This window comes from Citrobacter sp. wls711 (assembly GCF_005281055.1).
GTDB classification, from domain to species: Bacteria; Pseudomonadota; Gammaproteobacteria; order Enterobacterales; family Enterobacteriaceae; genus Citrobacter; species Citrobacter gillenii.
On record NZ_SZXC01000022.1, the window covers coordinates 21,103 to 45,946 of the forward strand.

A 24,844-nucleotide genomic window follows, 5' to 3' on the forward strand; every position below is an offset into this window, starting at 1 on the left:
TGATGAGACAGGAATGTATTCAGGCAGTACAGCAGGCAGCTAAGCGCACACTGACAGCACGCGAGATTCAGGATATTGAAGATCGTATCTACCGCAATATGCGAACGCTTGCCAGAGACGATCCTATGTCATGGCGTCAACTTACTGATGCTGAGAGATTACGCCGCGCCGGGCAACTTGCTTCCGATGAGCTTCAGAGAGAGGCCTCTCTCAAAAAACGACGTGTCGCTTTGACGATTGCTGCACGCCAGAGACTCGATAAATTTATCAACAGCTACCAGGGGGCAGACGGCAAACTGGGTGCACTCAACCGCACTATAGCTTTCAGTGCTGACGGTAAGTCAAACTTCCTCTCGGTTGAGTCCAGGACCAAGGCCACACGCGATTATGCCCTGAGCCAGTTGCAGGAGGCTTTCGAGGCTGTTGATCCACGATTTTTTGGCTTGTTCGAAGATGAAGCGGGCGTGCGCGATCTGGTATTTGAAATACGCGGGCAGAATACCGGTAACGCCAAAGCCAGAAAAGGGGCGAAAGCGTGGGGCGAGGTTACTGAACTGCTGCGTCGCCGGTTCAATGATGCCGGTGGCGATATCGGATATCTGGAAAGCTGGGGTATTCCACAACATCACTCGATGGAAAAGGTTGGAGCAGTAACAAAGGATAAATGGGTCAGTGACGTGATCGGTAAACTTGACCGAAAATATTACACCCGCGCAGACGGTCAGTTGATGAGCGATTCCGAGCTTACTGCCTTTCTTGTCGAAGCATATAACACCATCGCCACTGGTGGTCTGAATAAACTTACTGATACCGGTATGCGTGTTTCTGGTGCCCGCGGCAACCGTGGAAACGCATCCCGCCAGATACACTTCAAAGACGCTGATTCCTATTTACAATACCAGCAACTCTACGGCGACCGATCGCTCTGGGAAATCATGGTCGGACATCTGGAAGGGATAAGTAAAGATATCGCACTGGTGGAGACATACGGTCCAAACCCGGATCACGTGTTCAGATCACTGCTTGACCAGACGAAGTCAGAGACTGCTACGGCTAACCCGCAGAATACCGGTCGCATAGAGCGCCAGGCAAACAATACTGAGAACCTGTATAACTTCATCTCAGGTAAAACTCAGCCTGTTGCCAACCCGCACATTGCACGCTGGTCGGATAACATCCGCAACTGGATGGTTGCCAGCCGTCTTGGCTCTGCGTTGCTGGCGTCTTTCTCAGACCTTGGCACCATGTACTTGTCAGCCAAGGTTACCAATCTCCCAATGAATCAGCTTTTCCGTAATCAGCTTGAGGCTATGGACCCAACGAACCGCACCGAGCTTGCCAGGGCCCGTCGTGCTGGTCTGGCTATGGAATCACTACTCGGCAGCGTTAACCGCTGGGCGATGGATAATATGGGGCCGTCTGTATCCCGGTGGGCTGCAACGGCGGTGATGCGAGCCAGTGGGTTAACTGCGTGGTCAGACGCCCATAAGCGCGCATATGGCGTGACAATGATGGGTAGTCTTGGTGACGTTGTTACCAGAACGCCAGATCTGAAAAGTCTCTCAAATGACGATTTCCGCATTCTGAAAAGTAAAGGGATCACCGACACTGACTGGAGTGTGTGGAAACTGGCTCAGCAAGAAGACTGGGGTAAAGGCAATACCACGATGCTGACTCCTGAAAGTATCATGCGCATTCCTGATTCTTCTGTACAGCACCTTGGTGCACCTGAGCGTGTAAAATTCGAGGCTATGCGTAAGCTTCTCGGTGCCGTCACCGAGGAAGTTGATATGGCGGTTATTACGCCAGGCGCACGAGAACAGATGATTACCGGATCAGGTATCCAGCGCGGAACCTGGAAAGGGGAATTAACCCGCAGCGTATTCCTGTTCAAGTCATTCCCGATCTCTGTTGTTATGCGTCACTGGTCGCGTGCTATGGGTATGCCGTCTGCCGGTGGCCGTGCGGCATACATCGCGACGTTTATCGCCAGCACGACAATTCTTGGTGCACTTTCTCAGCAACTAAACGACATGGCATCAGGCCGGAATCCGCGAGATATGACTGGTGAAGATGCTGCTAAATTCTGGCTTGGTGCGCTGCTGAAAGGCGGTGGTCTTGGGCTGTACGGTGATTTCCTGTTGTCTGATCACACCCGGTACGGAAGCGGCGCACTGGCTTCAATGCTCGGACCGGTGGCTGGCCTGGTCGATGACGTTATCAAAATAGGCCAGGGTATTCCACTGAATGCGGTTGAGGGTAAGAGCGAGCAGACTGGCGGTGATCTGGTTAAGCTTGGCAAAGGCCTGACGCCTGGTGCTAATATCTGGTACCTGAAGGCGGCGCTTGATCATATGATCTTTAACCAGATGCAGGAGTATTTTTCCCCTGGCTATCTGCGTAAGATGGAACAGCGTTCGAAGAAAGAATTCAATCAAACATACTGGTGGCGACCTCAGGATGTTACTCCGCAATAAGGATGTGAAAATGATTTCTTTTATTCTTGTTGTGTTGGCACTCGTCGCACTTGGAGTAATGAACCGTAAAGGCATCATTGAAGATGGGGAATTTGCCGTCGCAGTTGTTTTAATATTATCTGGTATAGCAGGGTACATAGGTTTGTCATAGCATGACTGTGACATGTCACAAGGCCGACATTGCGGCCTTTTCTTTTTCATTATGTGGTTTGCTTTCGTAACTGTTCGGCACAGTAATCGAGATGCGTTTGCAGATCCTGCATGGTCATTTGAGAGCTTGTGACGTAATTCACAAGCGCAACCAGTTCAGCTAACGGTCCGTCAACGTTGAAGCCGTCTTTATCGAGTTCCCGCAGCAACTTCATCAGGTGCGAGTCCTCCACCAGGGATCTAACGCCTACCGGCGTGTGTATTCTTTCTTCAAATCCTTCTTCCAGCGGATGGTGATACTGCCGTTGCATCTCTTCTTCTCCATGCAATCACTGTATAAACATACAGTAGCAGAAGATATCAGGACTATCCAGCATGAAATGCAAATTACCTGTAAGGTAATAAAGTGACTGATTAATACCCAAACGATTCATATAAGGTTTGTTGGGTAATAGAATGATCCAGAGTGCATGCGCGACTGGCGCAAGAGCAATCTGGAGAAAATGACATGACGGTTTCAACCGAAGTTGACCACAATGACTACACGGGTAACGGGGTCACGACATCATTCCCCTATACCTTCCGAATTTTTCATAAGTCTGATCTGGTGGTGCAGGTTGTTGACCTGAGCGAAAACATCACTGAATTAACACTGGACACTGATTATACAGTGACAGGTGCTGGCGGATATTCTGGTGGTAATGTAATACTGATGACTGCACTTACAAGTGGATACCAAATATCCATTTCGCGTGAGTTGCCGGTAACGCAGGAAACCGATCTCCGGAACCAGGGAAAGTTTTTTGCTGAGGTTCATGAGGATGCATTTGATAAACTGACGATGCTGATTCAGCAGGTGCGCAGTTGGTTTTCGCTTGCCCTGCGCAAGCCATCATTTGTGGCAAACTACTACGACGCCATGAATAACTACATCCGCAATATTCATGATCCGTCACGTCCTCAGGACGCTGCAACTAAGAACTACGTCGATACGCTTGGAAGCGAAAATCTTTTACGAACACTTCGCGTTCCTGAGACTATTAATCAACTCCCAGGGGTTGAAGAACGTAAAAACAAAATGCCAGCATTTGACAATGCTGGTAATGCAATTGTTGTTATTCCTCCATCTGGCTCCGCTTCTGACGTTATGATAGAACTGGCTAAACCGACCGGTGCAGGCCATATTGGTACGTCATCAGGTGAAACTGTTCAGCAGGTAATAGACCGCCTTTATCTTCCGAATGATCCCCGCGGATATGGTGCATTAGCAGGCGCAACAGACAATACTATGGCATTCATTCAGGCAACTAATGCCTCACCTGATGGAATTGTCATAAGGGGTGGTATTTATAATGTAAATACCCTTACCATTAATGTACCTATTGAGATTGAACCAGGTTCTGGTATATCAGTAAATAATGGTGAAACAGTAACCATAAATGGAAATGTAAATGCAGGTAACTATAAGATATTTCATGGAGATGGGGCGATTTTATTTAATCCATCACTTGCATTTTCTTCAGAGTATAAAAAATCAACTATATTCTGGTTTGGTGCCACCGGTTCTAAAAAAGAAACTACTTGTTCTGTTTCATCTGGTAGTCATGAGGTGGTTCTGTCCAATGCGGAAGACTTCGAAAATGGTCAGAGCATATCCATTGAGCATGCAGGATCTCCTAGTTTACTAACGCCACCTACTTCTATTACTGTTTCTGCATCAGGCCTTAACAGACAGGGCCCCACTGGAAGCACTGTGTACTCTTACAAGGTTTCATCTGTTGATGAAGATGGATCTGTCAGTGCGGCAAGCGACGCTGTAACAATTACAGATGGAAACGATACGCTTGGAAAGATATCACCACTTATCAGAGGTCTGGCTTTTAATGTTGTTAGATGGGACTCAACTATAAACAAGGCTGCCGTATGGAGAAGTAAAAGCGGTGGACCTTATCAACTTATCGGCGTGTTCGGCATGGGGCAATCAGACTCCATTGCAAATGGTGTTATGGATGCTGGACTTCCTGAGATATCAATTCCGTGGGTTCCATCTCAGCCTCCTTCCAATCCTTTAAACAAGAGATTAGTAACAACGATTATATATGGTGGCGGAACAAATAGCATAACAATCGCAGAGGCACCATCCACTTCGAATTCTACAATGAAATTAAGGCATGATGATACTGATGCAATAATGAAGGCAATGCGGTCTTCAACGCATCTTTACATCCCATCTGGTAATTATAATGTATCATCAATTTCAGTTCCTGATAATATTTTATCTCTCACAGGAGATTTCAGTCATTCAAAATTAATAGGGTGGGGAGCTCTTGACGCTATACTTTCATGTAAGAATATGAATGATTATTTTTATATAAGAGAAATAAAAATATCACCTACTGCATGGCACAATCAGATCGGGATTCTTCTTTATAACTGCAAGCATCCATCAGTAACAAAATGCAATCTGTCTGGTAACTGTTCTTTGTTTCTTAGTGGTTGTTCATTTTCATCTGTAGAAAAAAATACAGTAGACAACTGGATAGACTCTGCAATATTTGACTATAACGGTGATAATAATATCATCGAAAATAATTTTATTAAGCCAGGATGTGATGCAATACCGCAAAATGCAGCGGCTATTCATGGTTTTAATGTAAACTCGTGCGTTTACCAGAATAATGAAACGCTAGGTAAACATGTATATTCAATAAAGATTGAGGCTGGCAATCAAAATACAATTGAATTAAATAAATCTTTCAATTCTTGGGCTGAGTCTTACCACTTATCAGGGTCGTGCTCTGGTAATACCATAACAAGAAATAAGATGTTTGGTGGGGAATTATGCATGGATTATGCTATTTCCATATCAAATGATGACAGGCCTAATGTTGTAATGTATGGTAATGAGATATCTTACAACTATATTTATCAGTGCGGTACTTCAGCTATAGCTGTTTGTGAATTTGGTGGAGTTAATCCAAATATATCTTACACGATAATTAAGGGTAACACCGTTTTTGGAGCAAACCAGAACAACCAACCAGAAACCCCTGATATTTACATCGAGGGTTCTCATGTACATAACACATATATAAGTAATCACAATTCGTTTAGTCGGCCTAACGTAGATTACATAGTTAAAGAAGTATCAACAAATTATGGCCTGCCTAACAATACTCAGGTTGGACCGTTGTTTGGTGATACAGGAACGGTGGGGTTAGTATTGCTTACAGGAACTGGAAGTTCAAGGCTTTCAGGTGGTGGTACGGGACTTTAAAATCTTAATGAAAAGGGCCGTTTCTGGCCCTTTTATATTTAAAATATTCTACTTAAAGCTTTTCGTGTTATTTTCTTGGCTGGTACTTCAAATGCATAGTAAATTGGAACAGAGATTATAACTGTAACAAAAACAACAACTTCCCATTTGTTAATAATATCATAATATGGGAATACGTACTTATTAAGAAATAATCTTGTTGGTATGTGCAGCAGGTATATGGCATAACTTAGATTGCCAAGCTCTCTAATTACTGGATATCCTGATAATTTGCTTAGAACTCCATCGCCATTATAATTAAAAATAATTAACATTGAAAATGCTATTATTGACAGGAAACCAAAACCAGTAGAGCCGTTAAAAAATATACAAATAAAGACAATTGCCGTAAGCGCAATTTCAAATACAGAACTAATTACCTTCATTCCCTTTATATTTCTAACGAAGTTACTATCCGTTGTACAATACAAAAGGTATCCTATTGTCAGTCCAAAGAACGATCTTATTAATCCTATGTTTGTGAAAATTGATACAGGTTGGATATTTGTATCAAAAGTTGCAACACCAAATGCTGCGCCTGTCCTTTCCATCATAACAAACGAAACTAGTAGTGCAGAGAAAAGAATTGCATGGTATAGCGCTTTGTTTTTAACAGTGCATGATGCTATGAAATAAAGAACAAGAATGTTTAGCCAGAACTCAGCACTCAATGACCATGAAACACCATTCAATCCTGGAGAACCAGTAAAACCTATCTGATGTAAAAGAAATGATTCTGACACAGTTGTCCAGATAAATTCCTGAGAAAGTGGATTTATTTGTAATGTGGCAAATATTGCAATTATTGATAATAAATATAATGGAAATATCCTTGCGATCCTTGATATGACAAAGGCTTTATATTGTATATTTGTTTTTTTTATCTGATGCGTTAGGACGTATCCAGATAATATAAAGAAAAAATCAACTGACATATATGCAGCAATGTCATGATGGACTGAATATGCGATCTTTGTGTGAGCAACGCATACCGCAAATGCAAAGAAAAAACGAAGTAAATCAAGTAGATAGAATCTATTCGAGTTCATGGTTTATCTTGTAATTGATTGAGAGTTTGAATGATTCTATCACCTTTAAGGTAAAAGTGTTAAGTATTCTATTAGGTAATTAAAACCATATATGGTTTATTGTGTATGATGTGATCACCAACTAAGGGGGTTCATTATGCACAGTAAACGGTGGTTGCTATGTCAGCTCAGCTAACCAGTGAGTCTTTAAATCAGTGGCTTAGTATGGGCTCTCTGGCTGCGGTTATCGCCGGAGTTCCTCCCGAGGTGGCTCTTGGTGCTTTATCAGGTGCGGTAATATTTATTACCTCTGCCGTTGAGTATCCAATACGCCGCCGGGTTCTCCTGTCGATGCTCAGCTTCCTCTGCGGGCTTCTCTTCTACAAACCAACTGCATCAATTCTTATCGGCGTAGCCAGCCTGATCCCAACTATCACACAGGATTCATTTGAGAAAGGGATCGTCTTCTCTGCTGGCGCGTTCGTGTCGGCAATCGTCGCAGTACGTATTGGTATCTGGCTCTATCACCGTTCAGACAATCCACGCGATTTAATCCCGGGGAGAAAAGACGATGACAACTCATGAGCTGCTTTTACTGATTGCCAATGCGGTTATCTGTTCTGCGATAGCAATCCGCGTCGGAACCTTCCAGCGTAATGGATCGCAACATCGCCGGTGGGGAGGGTGGATAGCCTACTTCCTTATCGTGGCATCAGCCAGCATCCCCGTCCGCGCCGCATATGCAATCTGGTATCACACACCAATGGCCGCTGATTTATCAGAGGTCATCATCAATGCTGTCATGCTTGCCGCCGTTCTGAAGACGCGCGGTAACGTCGTGCAGATATTCAAAATATCGAGGTCTCAACATGGACATTAACCAGTTCCGGCGCGCTGCCGGTATTACTGAGCAACTGGCCGCGCGCTGGTACCCACATATCACCGCTGCCATGAATGAATTTGGCATTACCAAGCCAGATGACCAGGCGATGTTTATTGCACAGGTCGGGCATGAGTCAGGAGGGTTTGCCCGGTTACAGGAAAACTTCAACTACAGCGTATCAGGACTGTCTGGTTTCATCCGCGCCGGACGTATCACGCCAGACCAGGCCAACGCGTTGGGCCGTAAAACGTATGAGAAGTCTCTTCCGCTGGAACGCCAGCGCGCGATCGCCAATCTGGTGTACAGCAAGCGTATGGGAAACAACGGCCCGGGCGATGGATGGAATTACCGCGGGCGCGGGCTTATTCAGATCACCGGTCTGAACAACTACCGTGATTGCGGTAATGGCCTGAAGGTTGATCTGGTCGCTCAGCCTGAACTGCTGGTGCAGGATGAATACGCGGCCCGCAGCGCGGCGTGGTTCTTCGCCAGTAAAGGTTGCATGAAGTACACAGGTGACCTGGTGCGCGTCACGCAGATTATCAACGGTGGACAGAACGGAATCGACGACCGGCGCGCGCGTTACGGTGCTGCCCGTAAGGCGCTATTATGATCTGGGCATTCATCAAAGCATACTGGAAACAGTTGCTTATCGTGGTGATGCTTGCTGCTCTGGTCGTCGGCGGGCGTTTAGCCTGGGTTAACCATGGTGAAATGCAGTACGAAGCTGGATATGCGCAGGCAAAAGCAGACCGTAAAGCCGAAGATGATAAATCCCGTCAGCACGACGAACAGGAGAAAGCGACCAATGAACGTGAAGCGCAGCGTGCACTCGACAGGGCGCGCAATGATGCTCTTGATGCTGCCGCTCGCGCTGGCAGGTTGCAGCAACAGCTCGTTGCCATCCGTGAGCAGCTCAGGCAGTATAACGCCACTGTCGGCGCTGGGACGTCAGCCGCAGACACCGGAGTTTTGCTTGCCGACGTGCTCAGCAAATCTCTCGAGCGAAACCGACAACTGGCAGAGTATGCTGATCGGGCAGCCGAAGCCGGAAGAGTCTGTGAAAAGCAGTATGATTCGCTGATCAGGTGACATGGCGTTTTTCATGGTACTGATTTCCAATGACGGTATATAAAACGGTATGAAAAATTATTTTTCTTTAAAAGTTGTTGTCAGTCAATTACTTATGTTGTCCGTAAATAATTGAATGGGAATAATAACCTTCCCCTTTGCCTGATTTTACTCTGGCTATTCGCACAAAAACCCTCTGTCTTTACAGAGGGTTTTTTATTTTTGCAGTCAATCGACCAGTTGTAGCTGCGGCTGTGATTGTGATGGGACGTTCTGAACACGGATATCCATCTGCGGATAGGGCAAGTCGATATGGTTGGCATCCATCGCTTCTTTGATGTTTTCCAGTAGATCGTAATACGTGTTCCAGTATTCGCCGTTACGCACCCAAACGCGAACGTAGAAGTTAAGCGATGAGGCGGCAAGTTCGCCCAGACGCACGGTTACGCCGCGACTCTGATCAACGCGTTTATCCTGCTCGATGATATGAGTAATGACGCGTTTCACTTCTGCAATCCGACTCTGATAGCCAACGCCAATCACCAGGTCGATACGACGAAACGGGTGGCGAGAGTAGTTAATAATATTGTCAGAGATGATTTTACCGTTAGGGATCACCACCTCTTTGCTATCAGCGGTGAGTAGGGTAGTTGAGAAAAGATGCACTTTTTCGACTGTCCCGGTGACTGCACCAATTTGTACGATCTCGCCAGCGCGAAATGGACGCAGGGAGACCAGCAGCACGCCAGCCGCAAAGTTGGACAGCGATCCCTGTAGCGCTAGACCGACGGCCAGCCCGGCGGCACCAATGATGGCAATAATGGATGACGTTTCAATGCCGATGCGGCCCAGAGCCGCAACGACAAAAAATGCGAGGATGATGTAGCGGACTAACGCAGTGAAGAACTGGATAATGGTGATATCAACTTTACGCTTTAACAGCAGTTTCTCCAGTCCGCGAGAAAGCAACCGTGAGACGAACTTACCGATAAACAGTAAAATCACGGCGGCAACAATGTTCCATCCAAATTGAATTACTGCATCGCTGTGCCCAGTGATCCACTCTAGACCGCTTCGTATTTTCGGAAATAATGTAAAACCCTGCATCGTATTACCCTGTCGAATGTATAAAAATAAAAGGCTCATATAAATATTCAATTACATTTGATATATAAATGTGCGCACCAGTTATATTAATTAACGCTATTGGTTAGTGGCTATTTGAGCTGTATTTGCGTTTATTATGTCCAATAAACAGAAACATAGAAAATCAGCGTGAATAGTGGGGTGATGAGGAGCGAAAAGATAGTGTAATTGTGCGGAAATCAAAATTGATTGGCTGGGGTGACGTGTGGCGTTATAAAAATAGTGACAGGAGGGAACACAAATCCCTTACCGGATGGTTAACTGTCAGACAATTAGCCATCCGGTAAGGAATCTTGAAGCGTAGAGCTTTACAGCGGTCTTCAAGCGATTAATGTTTATCGATTTGAACAGGGGAAGTCTGTTGTGACAGGCTGCTCTGTTGGGATTCTTTCTTGTCCTGATGGTGGTGCCACGCACCGATAGCAGAGTAGACGAAGCGTCCAAAGAAGAAGAGGAAGCTGATAAGCAGTACGATCCGGATCATGCGACTGTTAAATCGGTGTCGTTTTCGTAGGCTGGTAACCTGGCTCACAAAGGGTTCCTTAAAGTGTACCCAACAATGGGCGATGCTTACATTAAGGCACACTGTGAGGGAATGGTCAATTCATCATTATGTAAAAATGCATCAGTTGTTTTATCTTCTTATGTTATGAAAGATAATTTTATTATTTGCATTAATAATGAATTAACGATAACAAAAGAGGAAAAAGGTAATAAATGATTAATGGGTCCTATTTTTCTTGATATATGTCAAACGCCCTATTCAGGTGATAACTAAAATTAATGAATCATTATGATGTGTTGTACATCATTGCTTTAAAGTCAGGTGGGATACCTGTCTGAATACCCCATAAGGAGGTGAGGGACTCTACTGAGCATCTATGAAAATCAATAAAAAGTATATTGTTATTAGAGACCAATGGTGGGCATTACCTCTCATCTTACCCTCCCTGTTGTTGCCTTTACTGAGTTGTGTGAACACCTACGCGCATATTAGTACGGGGAACGTCGTTCTTTTTTATCTACCTTTAGCGCTGATGATTAGCCTGATGCTCTTTTTTGGCTGGGCCGCATTACCGGGAATTATCATTGCGATCGGCTGGTATAAACTCCCCCAGGTTGGCGTGTTTGAAACAGTGTCAATCATTGCACACTTTGTCGTAACGATTGTTCTCAGTTGGGGTGGATATCGGGTGTTTGCCCCCCGACGGAACAACGTGGCTCACGGTGACTCGCATCTGATGTTTCAGCGTATATTTTGGCAGGTTTTCTGTCCGGCAACGCTGTTCCTGGTACTCTTTCAGTTTGCCGCGTTTGTTGGCGTGTATACGAGCAAATCCGGCATGATGGGCGTCATGCCTTTTAATACCACCACATTGATCAATTATCAGGCCTTACTGACGGGAAACCTTGTGGGTATTCCGCTATGTTATTTTATCATTCGGGCAATACGGAACCCTTTTCACCTGCGCGGCTATTTTTCTCAGTTAAAACAGCAGTTTGATAATAAAGTCTCGAAGACGGAGTTTGCAGCGTGGTTGACAGTATTGACGACGTTGATGACGCTGTTGTGTATGCCGTTAAATGAAAATAGCTCGATATTCAGTACGAATTATACCTTATCCCTGTTATTGCCCGTCATGCTGTGGGGGGCAATGCGTTACGGCTATCGACTTATTTCACTGATGTGGGCGGTCATACTCATTACGGGAATACATCATTATCAGAGCTACATGCCCTGGTACTCAGGTTACGATACGCAGCTGGCGATCACCTCGTCGAGCTATCTTGTTTTCTCCTTTATCGTAAATTACATCGCCGTGCTGGCAACGCGTCAGAGAGCCGTTACCCGACGTACATATCGTCTGGCGTATTTTGATCCTATGGTGCATCTTCCAAATCTGCGCGCGTTGAACCGGGAGCTGAATAAGTCGCCCTGGTCCGTGCTCTGTTTCTTGCGGATCCCTGGCATGGAACCACTGGTCAAAAATTATGGGATCATGTTACGTATCCAGTACAAGCAAAGAATCGCTCACTGGATAGCGCCCTTTCTGGAACAGGATGAGTACGTCTTTCAGCTATCGGGTAATGACCTTGTCCTGCGGTTTAACACCGAGTCCCACCAGCAGCGCATTGAGGCATTGGATCAGCACATCAAGCAATTCCGCTTTGTCTGGGATGGTATGCCTTTACAGCCACAGGTGGGGATCAGTTATTGCTATGTTCGCTCTCCGGTTAATCATATCTACCTGTTATTGGGCGAACTTAGCACCATTGCCGAACTTTCCCTTGCCACCAATACGCCTGAAAATTTGCAACGTCGTGGTGCCATGCACCTGCAGCGGGACCTGAAAGATAAAGTGGTGATGATGAATCGGCTACAGCAGGCGCTGGAGCACAATCGCTTTTTCCTGATGGCACAGCCCATTTATGGTGTGCGTGGCGATGTGTACCATGAAATCCTGCTGCGTCTGAAAGGGGATGACGATGAAATCGTTACGCCGGATTGTTTCTTACCCGTCGCGCATGAGTTCGGTTTGTCCTCCAGCATCGATCTGTGGGTCATCGAGAATACGTTGAAATTTATGGCTCAGAATCGGGAGAGAATGCCAGCCCGTCGCTTTGCTATTAATTTATCGCCTACCTCGGTGTGTCGCGCCCGACTGCCGACCGACATCGCGCAATTGCTGGCGAAATATAAGATTGAAGCCTGGCAACTGGTCTTTGAGGTAACGGAAAGCAATGCCTTAACCAATGCCGAGCAAGCGCAGGCAACGCTGCTGCAATTGCAGTTACTTGGCTGTCAGATAGCGATTGATGATTTTGGCACCGGCTATGCCAGCTATGCGCGACTGAAAAATGTGAGCGCCGATATCCTGAAAATTGACGGCAGCTTTATTCGCAATATTGTTTCGAATAGCCTCGACTACCAAATTGTGGCATCGATTTGTCACCTGGCGCGAATGAAAAAAATGATGGTGGTGGCGGAGTATGTCGAAAGCGAAGAAATACGCAGCGCGGTGGTTTCTTTAGGAATTGATTATATGCAGGGCTATCTGATCGGTAAGCCGCAGCCGCTGCATGAGATTTTGCAAGAACAGGTGCCAGAAATTCTGGCACCTGTAGAAGCGTTATGCGGCGATATCGGGTGAGCGTTCTTCTTCAATTTTAAGCCGCCAGCCCGTTACGGCTTCCCAGTATTGCTGCTCTTTTTCCAGATCGAGCAAAACCAGCGCGTTCTGGCTGAACCAGTCATGCGGGAAGCGCAATGTCCAGTGGTTCTCGTCGGTGATAAGCGTCAGCGTCGGCGGCGTGGTCGTCGCCTGGCGCTGGTTGTTCAGCAAGACACCCAGACGTAGCAGCTGGATAAGCGGCAGGAACTGTTTCTTCTTAAATAACGCAAAGCGTGGCAGATCGTCGAGCTTAACGGCTTTGCGATGGTAGCGAACCAATGTCGCCATCATCAACTGCTGTTCCTGGTTAAAACCCGGGAGGTCACTGTTTTGCAGAATGTAAGCCGAGTGGCGGTGCAGGCCACTGTGGTTGATGTTCAATCCCACCTCATGCAGCATGGCGGCCCATCTGAGTAATGCTTCCAGCTGCGGGTTCGCCAGCTTAGGCTGCTGCGCATGCCACTGCTCATACATTTGCATAGTGGTTTCCAGCACGCGGCGCGCCTGTTCGCTGTCGATGTTGTACTGGTTTGCCAGGCTGCTGGCGGTACGGCTGCGTACATCCTGATGGCGGAAGCGACCTTCCATTTCATACAGTACACCTTCCCGAAGTGCACCATCAGAAAGGCGCAGCTCACGTATTGCCAGCGCATCAAAAACACCGCACAGGATAGCCAGTCCGGGGACAAAAACCGCTTTCCGCTCCTCGGACAGCCCCGGCATGCTGAGTGCTGAAAAAGAGGTGTACTTCAGGACTTCGCTGGTCAACATCTCCAGGCGTTCAGGGGTAATAAAACCGTCTTTTTCACCCATCTCCAGCAGCACCTCGTGCGCCGCTTTAATGGTGCCTGAGGCGCCCATCGCCACATTCCAGCCCTGAATTCGAAACTGCCAGGTTAAGGTTTCCAGTTTTTGCGCTGCCGCCATGCGGGCGCGCTGGAAGTTTTCCCGAGTGATAATGCCGCCCGGGAAATACATCTGGGCAAAGCTGACGCAGCCCATCCGACGGCTCTCGACTAGTTTAGGCTCGAAATCTTCACCGATCACCAGTTCGGTAGACCCGCCGCCGATATCTATCACCAGCTTACGGCCTTTCTCCGGCTGCGTATGTTCCACGCCCATAAAAATCAGTCGGGCTTCTTCGTTACCGGAAATAATTTCGATCGGGTAGGGGATGACCTTTTCTGCGCGCTTGAGAAAATCAGGGGCATTTAGCGCCTGACGCAGCGTATGGGTCCCCACAATACAGACGCTTGATGGGGGGAAGCCCTGCAGTCGTTCCGCGAACAATGACAAACAGCTTAATCCACGCTCCATGGCTTCTTCGCTCAGCTTATTGTCTTCGCCGAGTCCATCCGCCAGATGTACGCGTTGTTTTAGTCGCCCTATAATTTGCATCGCTCCGTCAACTACGCGGGCAATAACCATATGGAAACTGTTTGAACCCAGGTCGACCGCAGCAAATTCCTGCGGTCGTGGTGACTTGTCGTGTATTGGCATAGCGTTTATCCGTCATACTTCAAGTTGTGTATGTGTTGGCTGCATTCGTTCACCCCAGTCACTTACTGGCGTAAGTTCCCGGGGATTCTCTCATTTTCCGCCTTCCCACAACTTGAATTATTTAGGCTAGTGTCAGGTTGCTCGAGTGATTTGATGTAGTCATAAATCGCTAACTGCGACTGAACCTTACGGCGGTTTCCACGTGGCACGTAGCGATTACTCAGTTCTTTATCAATGTAACGGGCTTTTACCGTATCGCTGAACAGGATCTCGATAATATCCAGCACGCGCTGCTTGAGGTGTGGATCCAGCAGCGGTGTGGCGACTTCGATACGATAATCGATGTTTCTTGTCATCCAGTCCGCCGAGGACAGGTATACCTGTTTATCGCCGCCATTCTCGAAGATATAGACCCGGTCATGTTCAAGATAGCGGTCAACGATGCTGATCACGCGAATATTATCACTGATGCCTTCCAGATTCGGGATCAGGGAGCACATTCCGCGGATCAGCAAATTAACCGGTACGCCCGAACTGGACGCCGCATAGAGTCGATCAACGAGGCCCTTATCGACCAGGTTGTTCAGTTTTAGCGTAATGCCGGAAGAGCGCCCCTGCTGTGCATTGGCGATCTCTTTGTCGATCATCGCGTACAGCAGACGTCGCGAGTTCTGCGGGGAAACCAACAGATAATCAAAGGTCACCGGACGATACGGGTTTTCGATAAAGTTGAACACCCGACGCACTTCGTTGGTAATGCGCGAATCGGCGGTAAGCAAAGAATAGTCGGTATACAGTCGCGCCGTTTTTTCGTTGAAGTTCCCGGTCCCGATATGGGCGTAGCGCACCACCTCGTCGCCTTCTTTACGTGAGATAAGGAACAGCTTGGCGTGAATTTTCAGACCCGGTGCGGAGAAGATGACGTGCACGCCGGCTTCGGTCAGACGCTTGGCCCAATGAATGTTGGCTTCTTCATCAAAGCGCGCCTGTAACTCGACGACCACGGTCACTTTTTTACTGTTGTGGGCCGCATGGATCATTGCGTCGATGATGCGGGAGTCTTTTGCCACGCGGTAGATATTGATCTTTATAGCCAGCACGCTCGGGTCAAACGAGGCCTGGCGCAGCAGTTCAAGGACGTGCTCAAAAGTATGATACGGATAATAGAGCAGCACATCGCGTTCGCGGATGGCATCAAATCCGTTACGGAACTTTTCGTTATCAAACCAGATATGGCGCAGGCGAGGCAGCGGCTTGTTCACCAGGTTGGCTTTGCCAACGTTGGGGAAATTAATAAAGTCTTTAAAGTTATGGTAACGCCCGCCGGGGACGATCGAATCGTAGCGAGAGATCGTCAGTTTTTCACGCAGGATTTCGACCAGCGCATTGGGCATATCACGCTGATAGACAAAGCGCACAGGCTCTGCGGTCAGACGCTGCTTCAGGCTGGACGACATCAGCTCCATCAGGCTGGATTCCATCTCGTGCACCAAATCGTATTCGGCGTCGCGGGTCATTTTCATCGAATAGGCATTCAGCGTATCGTAATCAAAGAACCCTTTGAAAATGTCATCAAGGCAATAACGCAGGATGTTGTCTAGCAGGATCATGGGCTTGCGACGTCGCGGCGTTTCCGGCGGCAGATTTACAAAGCGGGGAACCTTGTCAGACGGAATTTCCAGTAGCGCATAGCGAATGGTATCACCACGGATGATCTCTACGGCCAGATAGGTATAGTCGTCCTTCAGAAACTGGACTAAATCTGTCTCGCGGTTAATCAGGATCGGCGTAATGTGCTGGCGAAGATATTGCTTGAAGTAATGACGCAACCAGCTCTGCTGATTGGCCGACAGTTGGCGCTCATTGATTAAGAATATCTGATTGCGCGCCATCTCCAGCAGTAATTCATTGTACAGGCCATCGAACTCCTGATCGGCTTTCAGTACGCGGGCCTGGATTTTGCCTAACAGATGGCGGGAGTGAGAGTTAGAACCCTGCTCTTCGCTAATAATGATGCGGCGTTTTAGTTCGGCAAAACGAACTTTATAAAACTCGTCGAGGTTATTGGAATAGATGCCCAGAAAACGCATCCGTTCAATCAACGGGTTTGACTTATCAGCAGCTTCCTGCAGGACGCGTTCGTTGAACGCTAACCAACTAAGCTCTTTCTCGATGTATAGCTTTTCCTGACCCATTAATACTTTTACTCCGTTTCATTCACGGGACACTACGTGATCATTATGGCGAGCACGACTGGCATGTGCCAGAAAAAATGAGGGGAATTGCAGGATGTAGGCCGGATAAGACGCTTTAGCGTCACCATCCGGCATAAAAGCCCACATGAGTGCCGGATGGTGGTGTGAATGCCTTATCCGACCTACGAGGCTGGGAGGTTATTTTATGCTTCGTCGGCTGCGTAGCCTTGTGGTGGAAGGCGAATGCCGTCCAGCCAGGCTGCGTTATCGCGCATTTGCAGACGACCATCGACAAACCAACCGACCACCAGCGGATAGATGGCATGTTCCTGGGCCTGAACGCGTGCCGTCACGTCATCTTCGCTGTCGCCGTCAAACACCGGCACTTTCGCCTGCAGAATAACCGGCCCACCGTCCAGTTCGTCAGTGACAAAATGAACGGAGGTTCCGTGTTCTTCATCACCGTTTTCCAGCACCTGACGATGTGTATGCAGGCCGGGATATTTGGGCAACAGAGAAGGGTGGATATTCAGCAAGCGTTCGGCATAGTGGGCGACAAACGCCGGGCTGAGGATACGCATATACCCGGCCAGTACCACGACGTCCGGCGCATAGGCATCGATCTCTTGTATTAGCTGGCGATCAAAGGCTTCACGGCTGGCAAACTGGCTTGCCTCCAACGAATGAGCCGGAATGCCTGCTTCGCGTGCACGTTCAAGGCCGAACGCGTCGGCCTTATTACTGAATACTGCACGTAGGGTGCCCTTGATTTTTTTCTGTTTGCAGGCGTCAATGATCGCCTGCAAATTGCTTCCGTTACCGGAAATGAGCACCACTATATTTTTCATTCAATGACCACACGCTGTTCGGAATCAGACGCTTTGATGATACCGATTCTCCACGCGTTTTCACCTTTTTCATTCAGCAGCGCAAGAGCATTGTCCACTTCAGCTTCTGGCAGAGCGATAACCATGCCTACGCCGCAGTTGAAGGTGCGATACATCTCGTGCTGACTGACGTTACCCGCTGTTTGCAGCCAGTTAAAGACGGCTGGCCATTGCCAGGAGGATTCATCGATTACGGCCTGGGTGTTGTCAGGCAAGACGCGTGGGATATTTTCCCAGAAACCGCCGCCGGTCAGGTGGGCAATTGCGTGCACGTCAACCTTCTCAATCAGCTCCAGAATGGATTTCACATAAATGCGGGTAGGCGCCAGCAGATGATCGGCCAGTGATTTGCCTTCCAGTTCGGTTGTTTCCGGGTCACAGCCGCTGACTTCGACAATTTTACGCACCAGGGAATAACCATTGGAATGCGGGCCGCTGGAGCCAAGCGCAATCAGCACATCGCCATCAGCCACTTTTGAGCCGTCGATGATTTCTGATTTCTCAACCACGCCTACGCAGAAACCGGCCACATCGTAATCTTCACCGTGATACATCCCCGGCATTTCAGCGGTTTCACCCCCAACCAGCGCACAGCCGGACTGCAGGCAACCTTCGGCAATACCGGCGATCACGCTGGCAGCGGTATCGACGTCCAGCTTACCCGTGGCATAGTAGTCGAGGAAAAACAGCGGTTCAGCGCCCTGCACCACGAGGTCGTTGACGCACATCGCCACCAGGTCAATACCGATGGTGTCGTGGCGCTTCAGATCCATCGCCAGACGCAGTTTTGTACCTACGCCGTCAGTGCCGGAAACCAGTACCGGTTCACGATATTTTTGCGGCAATGCGCACAGCGCACCGAAGCCACCCAAACCACCCATAACTTCCGGGCGACGGGTTTTCTTTACTACGCCTTTGATTCGATCGACCAGAGCATTCCCTGCGTCAATATCAACACCGGCATCTTTGTAGCTAAGAGAGGTTTTATCGGTCACTGCCTGGTTCCCCACGTGTTTACTTGCAGTAAAAGTTAAATTCGGCGCAATTCTAACAGGGAAAGCAAACGTTTGCGAGTCTGCTCTGCATCGGCTTTTTTCTGCCGTTTTTTTCAGCGATTTACATTCACATACGTCTTTATTTGACCTAAACCACGAAAAAGAAACCGGGTTCAGCCTGGTGCTTGAAACCGGATGACGTAATGCACAGTATCTTAATGAAACCGGTTTCTGTTTTCATCAGCAGTGATGAAATTAACGGTGACCACACGTCAAAAGGAAGGATCATTAATGAATATCGCAGCATTCGATATTGGTGGTACGGCATTAAAAATGGGCGTGATTAGCGAACAGGGCGAATTGCGGGAAAAGGGCAAGCTGTCAGTGCCTGACTGCGATGGAGACAAAATTTTGCAGGGCATGCTGGACTGGGTTGCAGCCCATCCTGACTGCGAGGGCATCGCCATTAGCGCTCCGGGTTATGTCAATCCGACTACCGGCTATATCGAAATGGGCGGAGCGATTCGCCAGTTTGACCATTTTGCACTCAAAGCATGGCTGGAAGAGCGTACCGGGGTGCCGGTGACGGTTGAAAATGATGCGAACTGTGTCGCGCTTGCTGAGCGTTGGCAGGGGAAAGTAGCCGGTATCGACAATTTCCTTGTTCTGACCATCGGGACGGGGATCGGCGGGGCGATTTTCTGCAACAACCAACTGGTGCATGGCGCGCGTTTTCGTGCTGGTGAATTTGGTTATATGCAAACCGCCCGACCCGGAACACGTGATGTCAGACGCTATTCGATGAATGAAAATTGCACCCTGCGCGTTTTACGTCATCGCTATGCGGAACATATCGGGAGCGCACTGGAAGACGTCTCGGGCGAAGATGTTTTTGATCGCTACGACGACGGAGACCCTGTCTGCCAGCGTTTAGTCACTGAGTTTTTTAACGACCTCGGCACGGGTCTTTATAACCTCGTTAATGTGTTCGATCCGCAGGTGATATTAATCGGTGGCGGCATTGTTGAACGCCCTGGATTCCTGTCGCTGTTGCGTCATCATTTGGCCTGGTTCGGTATTGCGCAATATATCGATATCGTCAGCCACGGCAACGACGCCGGGTTGTACGGTGCCGTTTACCATTTCAATCAGCAAAACAGAACGGTATAGGAGCTAACATGTCTGGATTTAAAGCAAATTTCATGTGGGGGGGCGCGGTTGCTGCTCACCAACTGGAAGGCGGCTGGCAGGAAGGGGGAAAGGGGATTAGCGTTGCTGATGTGATGACGGCGGGGGCAAATGGTGTCGCTCGCGAAATTACCGATGGCGTGCTACCAGGGAAATATTACCCCAACCATGAGGCTATTGATTTTTACCATCGCTACCAGGACGACATTAAGCTGTTTGCCGAAATGGGGTTTACCTGCTTTCGCACGTCAATTGCCTGGACCCGTATTTTCCCACAGGGTGATGAAACGCAGCCAAATGAAGCGGGCCTGCAATTCTATGACGATCTGTTCGATGAATGCCTGAAATACGGTATTGAGCCGGTGGTTACGCTGTCGCATTTTGAGATGCCGTACCATCTGGTGAAGGAATATGGCGGCTGGCGTAATCGTAAGTTGATTGATTTCTTTGTCCGTTTTGCCGAGGTGGTCTTCACCCGCTTCCAGCATAAAGTGAAGTACTGGATGACGTTCAATGAGATCAATAACCAGGCTAATTTCCACGAAGATTTTGCACCGTTTACCAACTCCGGCTTGAAGTACCAGCCAGGCGAAGACCGTGAGCCGGTAATGTATCAGGCTGCACACTACGAACTGGTAGCGAGTGCTCTGGCGGTAAAAGCGGCGCGTGAGATTAATCCCACGCTGCAAATTGGCTGCATGATTGCCATGTGCCCGATTTACCCGCTGACCTGTGCGCCTGACGATATAATGATGGCGATGAACGTCATGCATCGCCGTTACTGGTTTACCGATGTCCATGTGCGTGGCAAATATCCGCAGCATATTCTCAACTACTTTGAACGTCGGGGATTTGAGCTGGATATTACCGAGGAGGACCGTCAGGCGCTGACTCAGGGCTGTGTTGACTATATTGGTTTCAGTTATTACATGTCCTTTGCCACGCAGGCTTCAGCGGAGAATCCGCAACTGGAGTATGACGAAACGAAAAGCCTGGTCTCCAACCCCTATGTGCAAAAATCGGACTGGGGCTGGCAGATTGATCCGGTCGGCCTGCGCTACTCGCTAAACTGGTTCTGGGATCATTATCAACTCCCGCTGTTTATCGTAGAAAATGGGTTTGGTGCCATCGATATGCTGGAAAGCGATGGGACGGTGAACGATCAGTACCGCATTGACTACCTGGCGGCCCACATCAGTGAGATGAAAAAAGCCGTGGTGGAAGATGGCGTCGATTTAATGGGCTATACGCCGTGGGGGTGTATTGATTTAGTGTCCGCCGGGACGGGCGAAATGAAAAAACGCTATGGTTTTATCTACGTCGATAAAAATAATGACGGTAGTGGGACATTAGCACGCTCGCCTAAGAAATCTTTTTCATGGTATCAGCACGTCATTCAGACCAATGCTGAATTTTTATAGAATTCAATGGATTGATGCTCAGCCCCGTCCAGCGTGCGGGGCGTGTCTTATACTCATTTTTCAGACGTAAATGACTTTGGTTGATCCATATCAAGCGTATGCAGTGTTGCGCCAGAGAGGAAAAGCGGTATAATCCGGCGATTTTTTTTGTGGTTGCCACTCGTCTGAGGAAAGGAGAAGAGTATGAAGATCGTGGAAGTCAAACACCCACTCGTCAAACACAAGCTGGGATTGATGCGTGAAAACGACATCAGCACTAAACGCTTTCGTGAACTCGCCTCGGAAGTTGGCAGCCTGCTGACTTATGAAGCAACCGCTGGTCTGGAAACCGAAAAGGTGACCATTGAAGGCTGGAATGGTCCGGTTGAAGTCGACCAAATCAAAGGTAAAAAAATCACCGTTGTACCAATCCTGCGTGCGGGCCTGGGTATGATGGAAGGCGTACTGGAAAACGTCCCGAGCGCGCGTATCAGCGTGGTGGGCATGTACCGTAACGAAGAGACGCTGGAGCCGGTACCGTACTTCCAGAAACTGGTGTCTAACATTGACGAGCGCATGGCGCTGATCGTTGACCCGATGCTGGCCACCGGTGGTTCCGTTATTGCTACCATCGACCTGCTGAAAAACGCGGGTTGCAGCAGCATTAAAGTGCTGGTGCTGGTTGCTGCGCCAGAAGGTATCGCTGCGCTGGAAAAAGCGCACCCGGATGTTGAGCTGTATACCGCATCTATCGACCAGGGGCTGAACGAGCACGGATACATTATTCCGGGACTCGGCGATGCCGGCGATAAGATTTTTGGTACCAAGTAAATGAATAAATAAAAAGAAGCCGACTTTAAGAGTCGGCTTTTTTTTGAATAAAACAACCCATCGCTACTCAAACACAATACTCAGAGGAAAACACTATGACGCGCCGTGCTATCGGGGTGAGTGAAAGACCGCCGCTTTTACAGACAATCCCGCTTAGTTTGCAGCACCTGTTCGCCATGTTTGGCGCCACGGTACTGGTGCCAGTCCTGTTTCATATCAACCCAGCCACCGTCCTGCTGTTTAACGGCATTGGTACGCTGCTGTATCTCTTTATCTGTAAGGGGAAAATCCCAGCGTATCTGGGGTCCAGCTTTGCCTTTATCTCTCCGGTACTGCTGCTACTGCCGTTAGGGTATGAAGTGGCGCTCGGCGGTTTTATCATGTGTGGCGTGCTGTTCTGTCTGGTTTCTTTCATCGTGAAGAAAGCAGGTACCGGTTGGCTGGATGTGATGTTCCCGCCTGCGGCTATGGGCGCAATCGTTGCCGTCATCGGCCTTGAGCTGGCCGGTGTTGCGGCGGGGATGGCAGGCTTGCTGCCAGCTGAAGGACAAATGCCGGATTCTAAAACCATTATCATTTCGATGGTGACGCTGGGCGTAACGGTATTTGGTTCGGTACTGTTCCGCGGCTTTATGGCGATTATCCCGATTCTGATTGGTGTGCTGGCGGGTTATGCGCTCTCGTTCGTGATGGGCGTTGTGGATACCACACCCATTGCCGAAGCCCACTGGTTTGCTCTGCCGACCTTCTACACGCCGCGTTTTGAATGGGTGGCTATTCTGACCATCCTGCCTGCGGCGCTGGTGGTGATTGCCGAACACGTAGGACACCTGGTGGTGACCGCCAATATCGTGAAGAAAGATTTAATTCGCGATCCCGGCTTGCACCGCTCGATGTTCGCCAACGGCCTGTCGACGGTGATCTCCGGCTTCTTTGGTTCCACGCCTAACACCACTTATGGTGAGAACATCGGCGTCATGGCTATTACCCGCGTGTACAGTACCTGGGTCATTGGCGGGGCGGCAATTTTTGCTATTCTGCTTTCATGTGTGGGCAAACTGGCCGCCGCGATTCAGATAATCCCGCTGCCGGTTATGGGCGGTGTCTCACTGCTGTTGTACGGGGTGATTGGTGCGTCCGGTATCCGCGTGTTGATCGAATCAAAAGTTGATTACAACAAAGCACAAAACCTGATCCTGACCTCGGTGATTCTGATCATCGGCGTGAGCGGTGCGAAGGTTCACATTGGTGCGGCTGAGCTGAAAGGCATGGCGCTGGCGACCATTGTCGGCGTTGCCCTGAGCCTGATCTTCAAAGTGATTAGCTTGCTGCGTCCGGAAGAAGTTGTCCTTGACGCTGAAGATGCTGACAGACCGCAACACTAAGTCTCTGACCGGGCGGCATCGCTGCCCGGTTCTATCGCGACGTATTTCTGTGGTAAACTCAACGCGATTTTATGAAATCCTGGGTTGAGGTATCTCTGAACACACCGGCACAGCTCTCTTTGCCACTTTATCTTCCTGACGATGAAACCTTCGCAAGTTTCTGGCCGGGGGATAACTCCTCTTTACTGGCCGCGCTGCAAAACGTGCTGCGTCAGGAACATAGCGGGTATATCTATCTCTGGTCGCGTGAAGGCGCGGGCCGTAGTCATTTGCTGCACGCAGCCTGTGCCGAGCTTTCTCAGCGCGGGGATGCCGTCGGCTATGTCCCGCTGGATAAGCGTACGTGGTTCGTACCGGAAGTGCTTGATGGCATGGAACATCTCTCGCTGGTGTGCATTGATAACATCGAATGCGTGGCCGGGGATTCCCTGTGGGAAATGGCGATCTTCGATCTCTACAACCGCATTCTGGAATCAGGGAAAACGCGCCTGCTGATCACTGGCGATCGTCCACCAAGACAGCTTAATCTCGGACTGCCGGATCTGGCTTCTCGTCTGGACTGGGGGCAAATCTACAAACTTCAGCCGCTCTCGGATGAAGATAAGCTTCAGGCATTGCAATTACGCGCCAGATTGCGCGGATTCGAACTGCCGGAGGATGTGGGCCGCTTCCTGCTAAAGCGTCTGGATCGCGAAATGCGCACGTTGTTTATGACCCTGGATGAGCTGGATCATGCGTCGATCACCGCTCAGCGCAAGCTGACCATTCCGTTCGTCAAAGAGATTCTGAAGCTGTAAGCACCGCAGCCGGAAAGACTGCGGTGCATCACATTAGCCGACGATATCCAGCACCTGCTCCGGCGGACGCCCAATTCGCGCTTGACCGTTGGCCACCACAATCGGACGTTCCATCAGTTTCGGGTTTTCCACCATCGCCTGAATCAGCGCCTCTTCACTCAGAGTCTCGTCCGCCAGGTTGAGCGATTTATAGAGATCTTCTTTCTGGCGCATCAGCTCACGCGCGCTGGACATGCCCAGCATCTGCAGCAGATTACGCAAAGTGGCTGCGTCTGCGGGAGTGTCGAGATACAGCACTACTTCCGGCTCCACGCCGTTGGACTTCAGTAGTTCCAGTGTCTCACGGCTCTTTGAGCAACGTGGGTTATGGTAGATTTTAATCGCGTCTGACATGACTTCTCCTTGCATAGCAAAACTGCCGG

Annotated in this window: 21 protein-coding genes and 1 pseudogene; 13 read left to right on the forward strand and 9 right to left on the reverse strand. The window is 48.8% G+C overall.

Annotated features, from left to right (window positions below):
• Positions 1 to 2: 2 nt before the first annotated feature.
• On the forward strand, positions 3 to 2,477 hold the full coding sequence (locus tag FDW98_RS07685) for a hypothetical protein (RefSeq protein WP_137398825.1): 2,475 nt from the start codon (positions 3 to 5) through the stop codon (positions 2,475 to 2,477).
• Between the two features lie 10 nt (positions 2,478 to 2,487).
• Positions 2,488 to 2,628 carry a hypothetical protein gene (locus tag FDW98_RS23380; protein WP_170975199.1) on the forward strand — a complete coding sequence of 47 codons (141 nt, stop codon included), beginning with the start codon at positions 2,488 to 2,490 and terminating at the stop codon, positions 2,626 to 2,628.
• 49 nt (positions 2,629 to 2,677) lie between these two features.
• On the opposite strand, the gene FDW98_RS07690 is transcribed toward FDW98_RS23380, so the two are convergent.
• Positions 2,678 to 2,938, reverse strand: a complete 261-nt coding sequence (locus FDW98_RS07690; RefSeq protein ID WP_003847193.1) for a hypothetical protein — start codon at positions 2,936 to 2,938, stop codon at positions 2,678 to 2,680.
• A 197-nt stretch (positions 2,939 to 3,135) separates the two neighbouring features.
• Here FDW98_RS07690 and FDW98_RS07695 point away from each other — a divergent pair, with 197 nt between their 5' ends.
• Entirely contained in the window at positions 3,136 to 5,904 is a 2,769-nt protein-coding gene (locus FDW98_RS07695) for a right-handed parallel beta-helix repeat-containing protein (protein ID WP_137398826.1), read from the forward strand.
• 38 nt (positions 5,905 to 5,942) lie between these two features.
• On the opposite strand, the gene FDW98_RS07700 is transcribed toward FDW98_RS07695, so the two are convergent.
• The gene (locus tag FDW98_RS07700) at positions 5,943 to 6,992 is read right to left on the reverse strand and encodes an acyltransferase (RefSeq protein ID WP_137398827.1); all 1,050 of its coding nucleotides are present in this window, start codon (positions 6,990 to 6,992) and stop codon (positions 5,943 to 5,945) included.
• A gap of 159 nt (positions 6,993 to 7,151) precedes the next feature.
• Between FDW98_RS07700 and FDW98_RS07705 the strand changes: the two genes are divergently transcribed.
• Genes FDW98_RS07705 through FDW98_RS07720 form a run of 4 tightly spaced genes read left to right on the forward strand, consistent with a single transcriptional unit; the run spans position 7,152 to position 8,946 of the window.
• Positions 7,152 to 7,556, forward strand: a complete 405-nt coding sequence (locus tag FDW98_RS07705) for a putative holin (RefSeq protein ID WP_001275998.1) — start codon at positions 7,152 to 7,154, stop codon at positions 7,554 to 7,556.
• On the forward strand, positions 7,543 to 7,851 hold the full coding sequence (locus FDW98_RS07710) for a phage holin family protein (protein WP_106486913.1): 309 nt from the start codon (positions 7,543 to 7,545) through the stop codon (positions 7,849 to 7,851). Before FDW98_RS07705 ends, FDW98_RS07710 begins: the two co-directional genes overlap by 14 nt.
• Positions 7,841 to 8,467 carry a glycoside hydrolase family 19 protein gene (locus FDW98_RS07715; RefSeq protein WP_137398828.1) on the forward strand — a complete coding sequence of 209 codons (627 nt, stop codon included), beginning with the start codon at positions 7,841 to 7,843 and terminating at the stop codon, positions 8,465 to 8,467. Before FDW98_RS07710 ends, FDW98_RS07715 begins: the two co-directional genes overlap by 11 nt.
• A complete protein-coding gene (locus tag FDW98_RS07720) occupies positions 8,464 to 8,946 on the forward strand; it encodes a DUF2514 domain-containing protein (protein WP_137398829.1) in 483 nt (160 codons plus the stop codon). The genes FDW98_RS07715 and FDW98_RS07720 overlap by 4 nt, the downstream gene beginning before the upstream one ends.
• Before the next feature lie 207 nt (positions 8,947 to 9,153).
• Here the strand turns inward: FDW98_RS07720 and mscS are convergent, their stop codons facing one another.
• Together mscS and FDW98_RS07730 are read right to left on the reverse strand one after the other, a co-directional pair.
• On the reverse strand, positions 9,154 to 10,032 hold the full coding sequence (gene mscS / locus FDW98_RS07725) for a small-conductance mechanosensitive channel MscS (RefSeq protein ID WP_096756182.1): 879 nt from the start codon (positions 10,030 to 10,032) through the stop codon (positions 9,154 to 9,156).
• A 367-nt stretch (positions 10,033 to 10,399) separates the two neighbouring features.
• Positions 10,400 to 10,603 (reverse strand): YfgG family protein, encoded by a 204-nt coding sequence (locus FDW98_RS07730; protein ID WP_096756183.1) that lies wholly within the window; start codon positions 10,601 to 10,603, stop codon positions 10,400 to 10,402.
• A 349-nt stretch (positions 10,604 to 10,952) separates the two neighbouring features.
• On the opposite strand from FDW98_RS07730, the gene FDW98_RS07735 reads away from it, so the two are divergent.
• Positions 10,953 to 13,223 carry a sensor domain-containing phosphodiesterase gene (locus FDW98_RS07735; RefSeq protein WP_096756184.1) on the forward strand — a complete coding sequence of 757 codons (2,271 nt, stop codon included), beginning with the start codon at positions 10,953 to 10,955 and terminating at the stop codon, positions 13,221 to 13,223.
• Here the strand turns inward: FDW98_RS07735 and ppx are convergent.
• From ppx to purM, 4 genes and pseudogenes are all read right to left on the reverse strand, one after another.
• A complete protein-coding gene (gene ppx, locus FDW98_RS07740; protein ID WP_096756185.1) occupies positions 13,203 to 14,744 on the reverse strand; it encodes an exopolyphosphatase in 1,542 nt (513 codons plus the stop codon). The genes FDW98_RS07735 and ppx overlap by 21 nt on opposite strands.
• A gap of 131 nt (positions 14,745 to 14,875) precedes the next feature.
• Positions 14,876 to 16,939, reverse strand: a pseudogene (gene ppk1, locus FDW98_RS07745) (polyphosphate kinase 1); the annotation flags it as partial.
• Positions 16,940 to 17,142: 203 nt separating this feature from the next.
• Positions 17,143 to 17,787 carry a phosphoribosylglycinamide formyltransferase gene (purN, locus tag FDW98_RS07750; RefSeq protein WP_096756186.1) on the reverse strand — a complete coding sequence of 215 codons (645 nt, stop codon included), beginning with the start codon at positions 17,785 to 17,787 and terminating at the stop codon, positions 17,143 to 17,145.
• Complete coding sequence (gene purM, locus FDW98_RS07755) at positions 17,784 to 18,821, reverse strand: phosphoribosylformylglycinamidine cyclo-ligase (RefSeq protein WP_096759359.1); 1,038 nt, start codon at positions 18,819 to 18,821, stop codon at positions 17,784 to 17,786. The genes purN and purM overlap by 4 nt, the downstream gene beginning before the upstream one ends.
• Positions 18,822 to 19,112: 291 nt before the next feature.
• Between purM and bglK the strand changes: the two genes are divergently transcribed.
• The 5 genes from bglK to FDW98_RS07780 all read left to right on the forward strand — a co-directional run bounded on the left by bglK (position 19,113) and on the right by FDW98_RS07780 (position 24,422).
• Positions 19,113 to 19,991: a beta-glucoside kinase BglK gene (gene bglK / locus FDW98_RS07760; RefSeq protein ID WP_096756187.1), complete on the forward strand. Its 879-nt coding sequence runs from the start codon at positions 19,113 to 19,115 to the stop codon at positions 19,989 to 19,991.
• A gap of 8 nt (positions 19,992 to 19,999) precedes the next feature.
• Positions 20,000 to 21,430 (forward strand): 6-phospho-beta-glucosidase, encoded by a 1,431-nt coding sequence (locus FDW98_RS07765; RefSeq protein ID WP_096756188.1) that lies wholly within the window; start codon positions 20,000 to 20,002, stop codon positions 21,428 to 21,430.
• Positions 21,431 to 21,613: 183 nt separating this feature from the next.
• A complete protein-coding gene (gene upp / locus FDW98_RS07770; protein ID WP_096756189.1) occupies positions 21,614 to 22,240 on the forward strand; it encodes a uracil phosphoribosyltransferase in 627 nt (208 codons plus the stop codon).
• Between the two features lie 95 nt (positions 22,241 to 22,335).
• Positions 22,336 to 23,625 (forward strand): uracil permease, encoded by a 1,290-nt coding sequence (uraA, locus tag FDW98_RS07775; RefSeq protein WP_096756190.1) that lies wholly within the window; start codon positions 22,336 to 22,338, stop codon positions 23,623 to 23,625.
• Between the two features lie 95 nt (positions 23,626 to 23,720).
• Positions 23,721 to 24,422 carry a DnaA inactivator Hda gene (locus tag FDW98_RS07780; protein WP_212726261.1) on the forward strand — a complete coding sequence of 234 codons (702 nt, stop codon included), beginning with the start codon at positions 23,721 to 23,723 and terminating at the stop codon, positions 24,420 to 24,422.
• Positions 24,423 to 24,455: 33 nt separating this feature from the next.
• On the opposite strand, the gene arsC is transcribed toward FDW98_RS07780, so the two are convergent.
• Positions 24,456 to 24,815, reverse strand: a complete 360-nt coding sequence (arsC, locus tag FDW98_RS07785) for an arsenate reductase (glutaredoxin) (protein ID WP_096756192.1) — start codon at positions 24,813 to 24,815, stop codon at positions 24,456 to 24,458.
• Between the last annotated feature and the right edge of the window lie 29 nt (positions 24,816 to 24,844).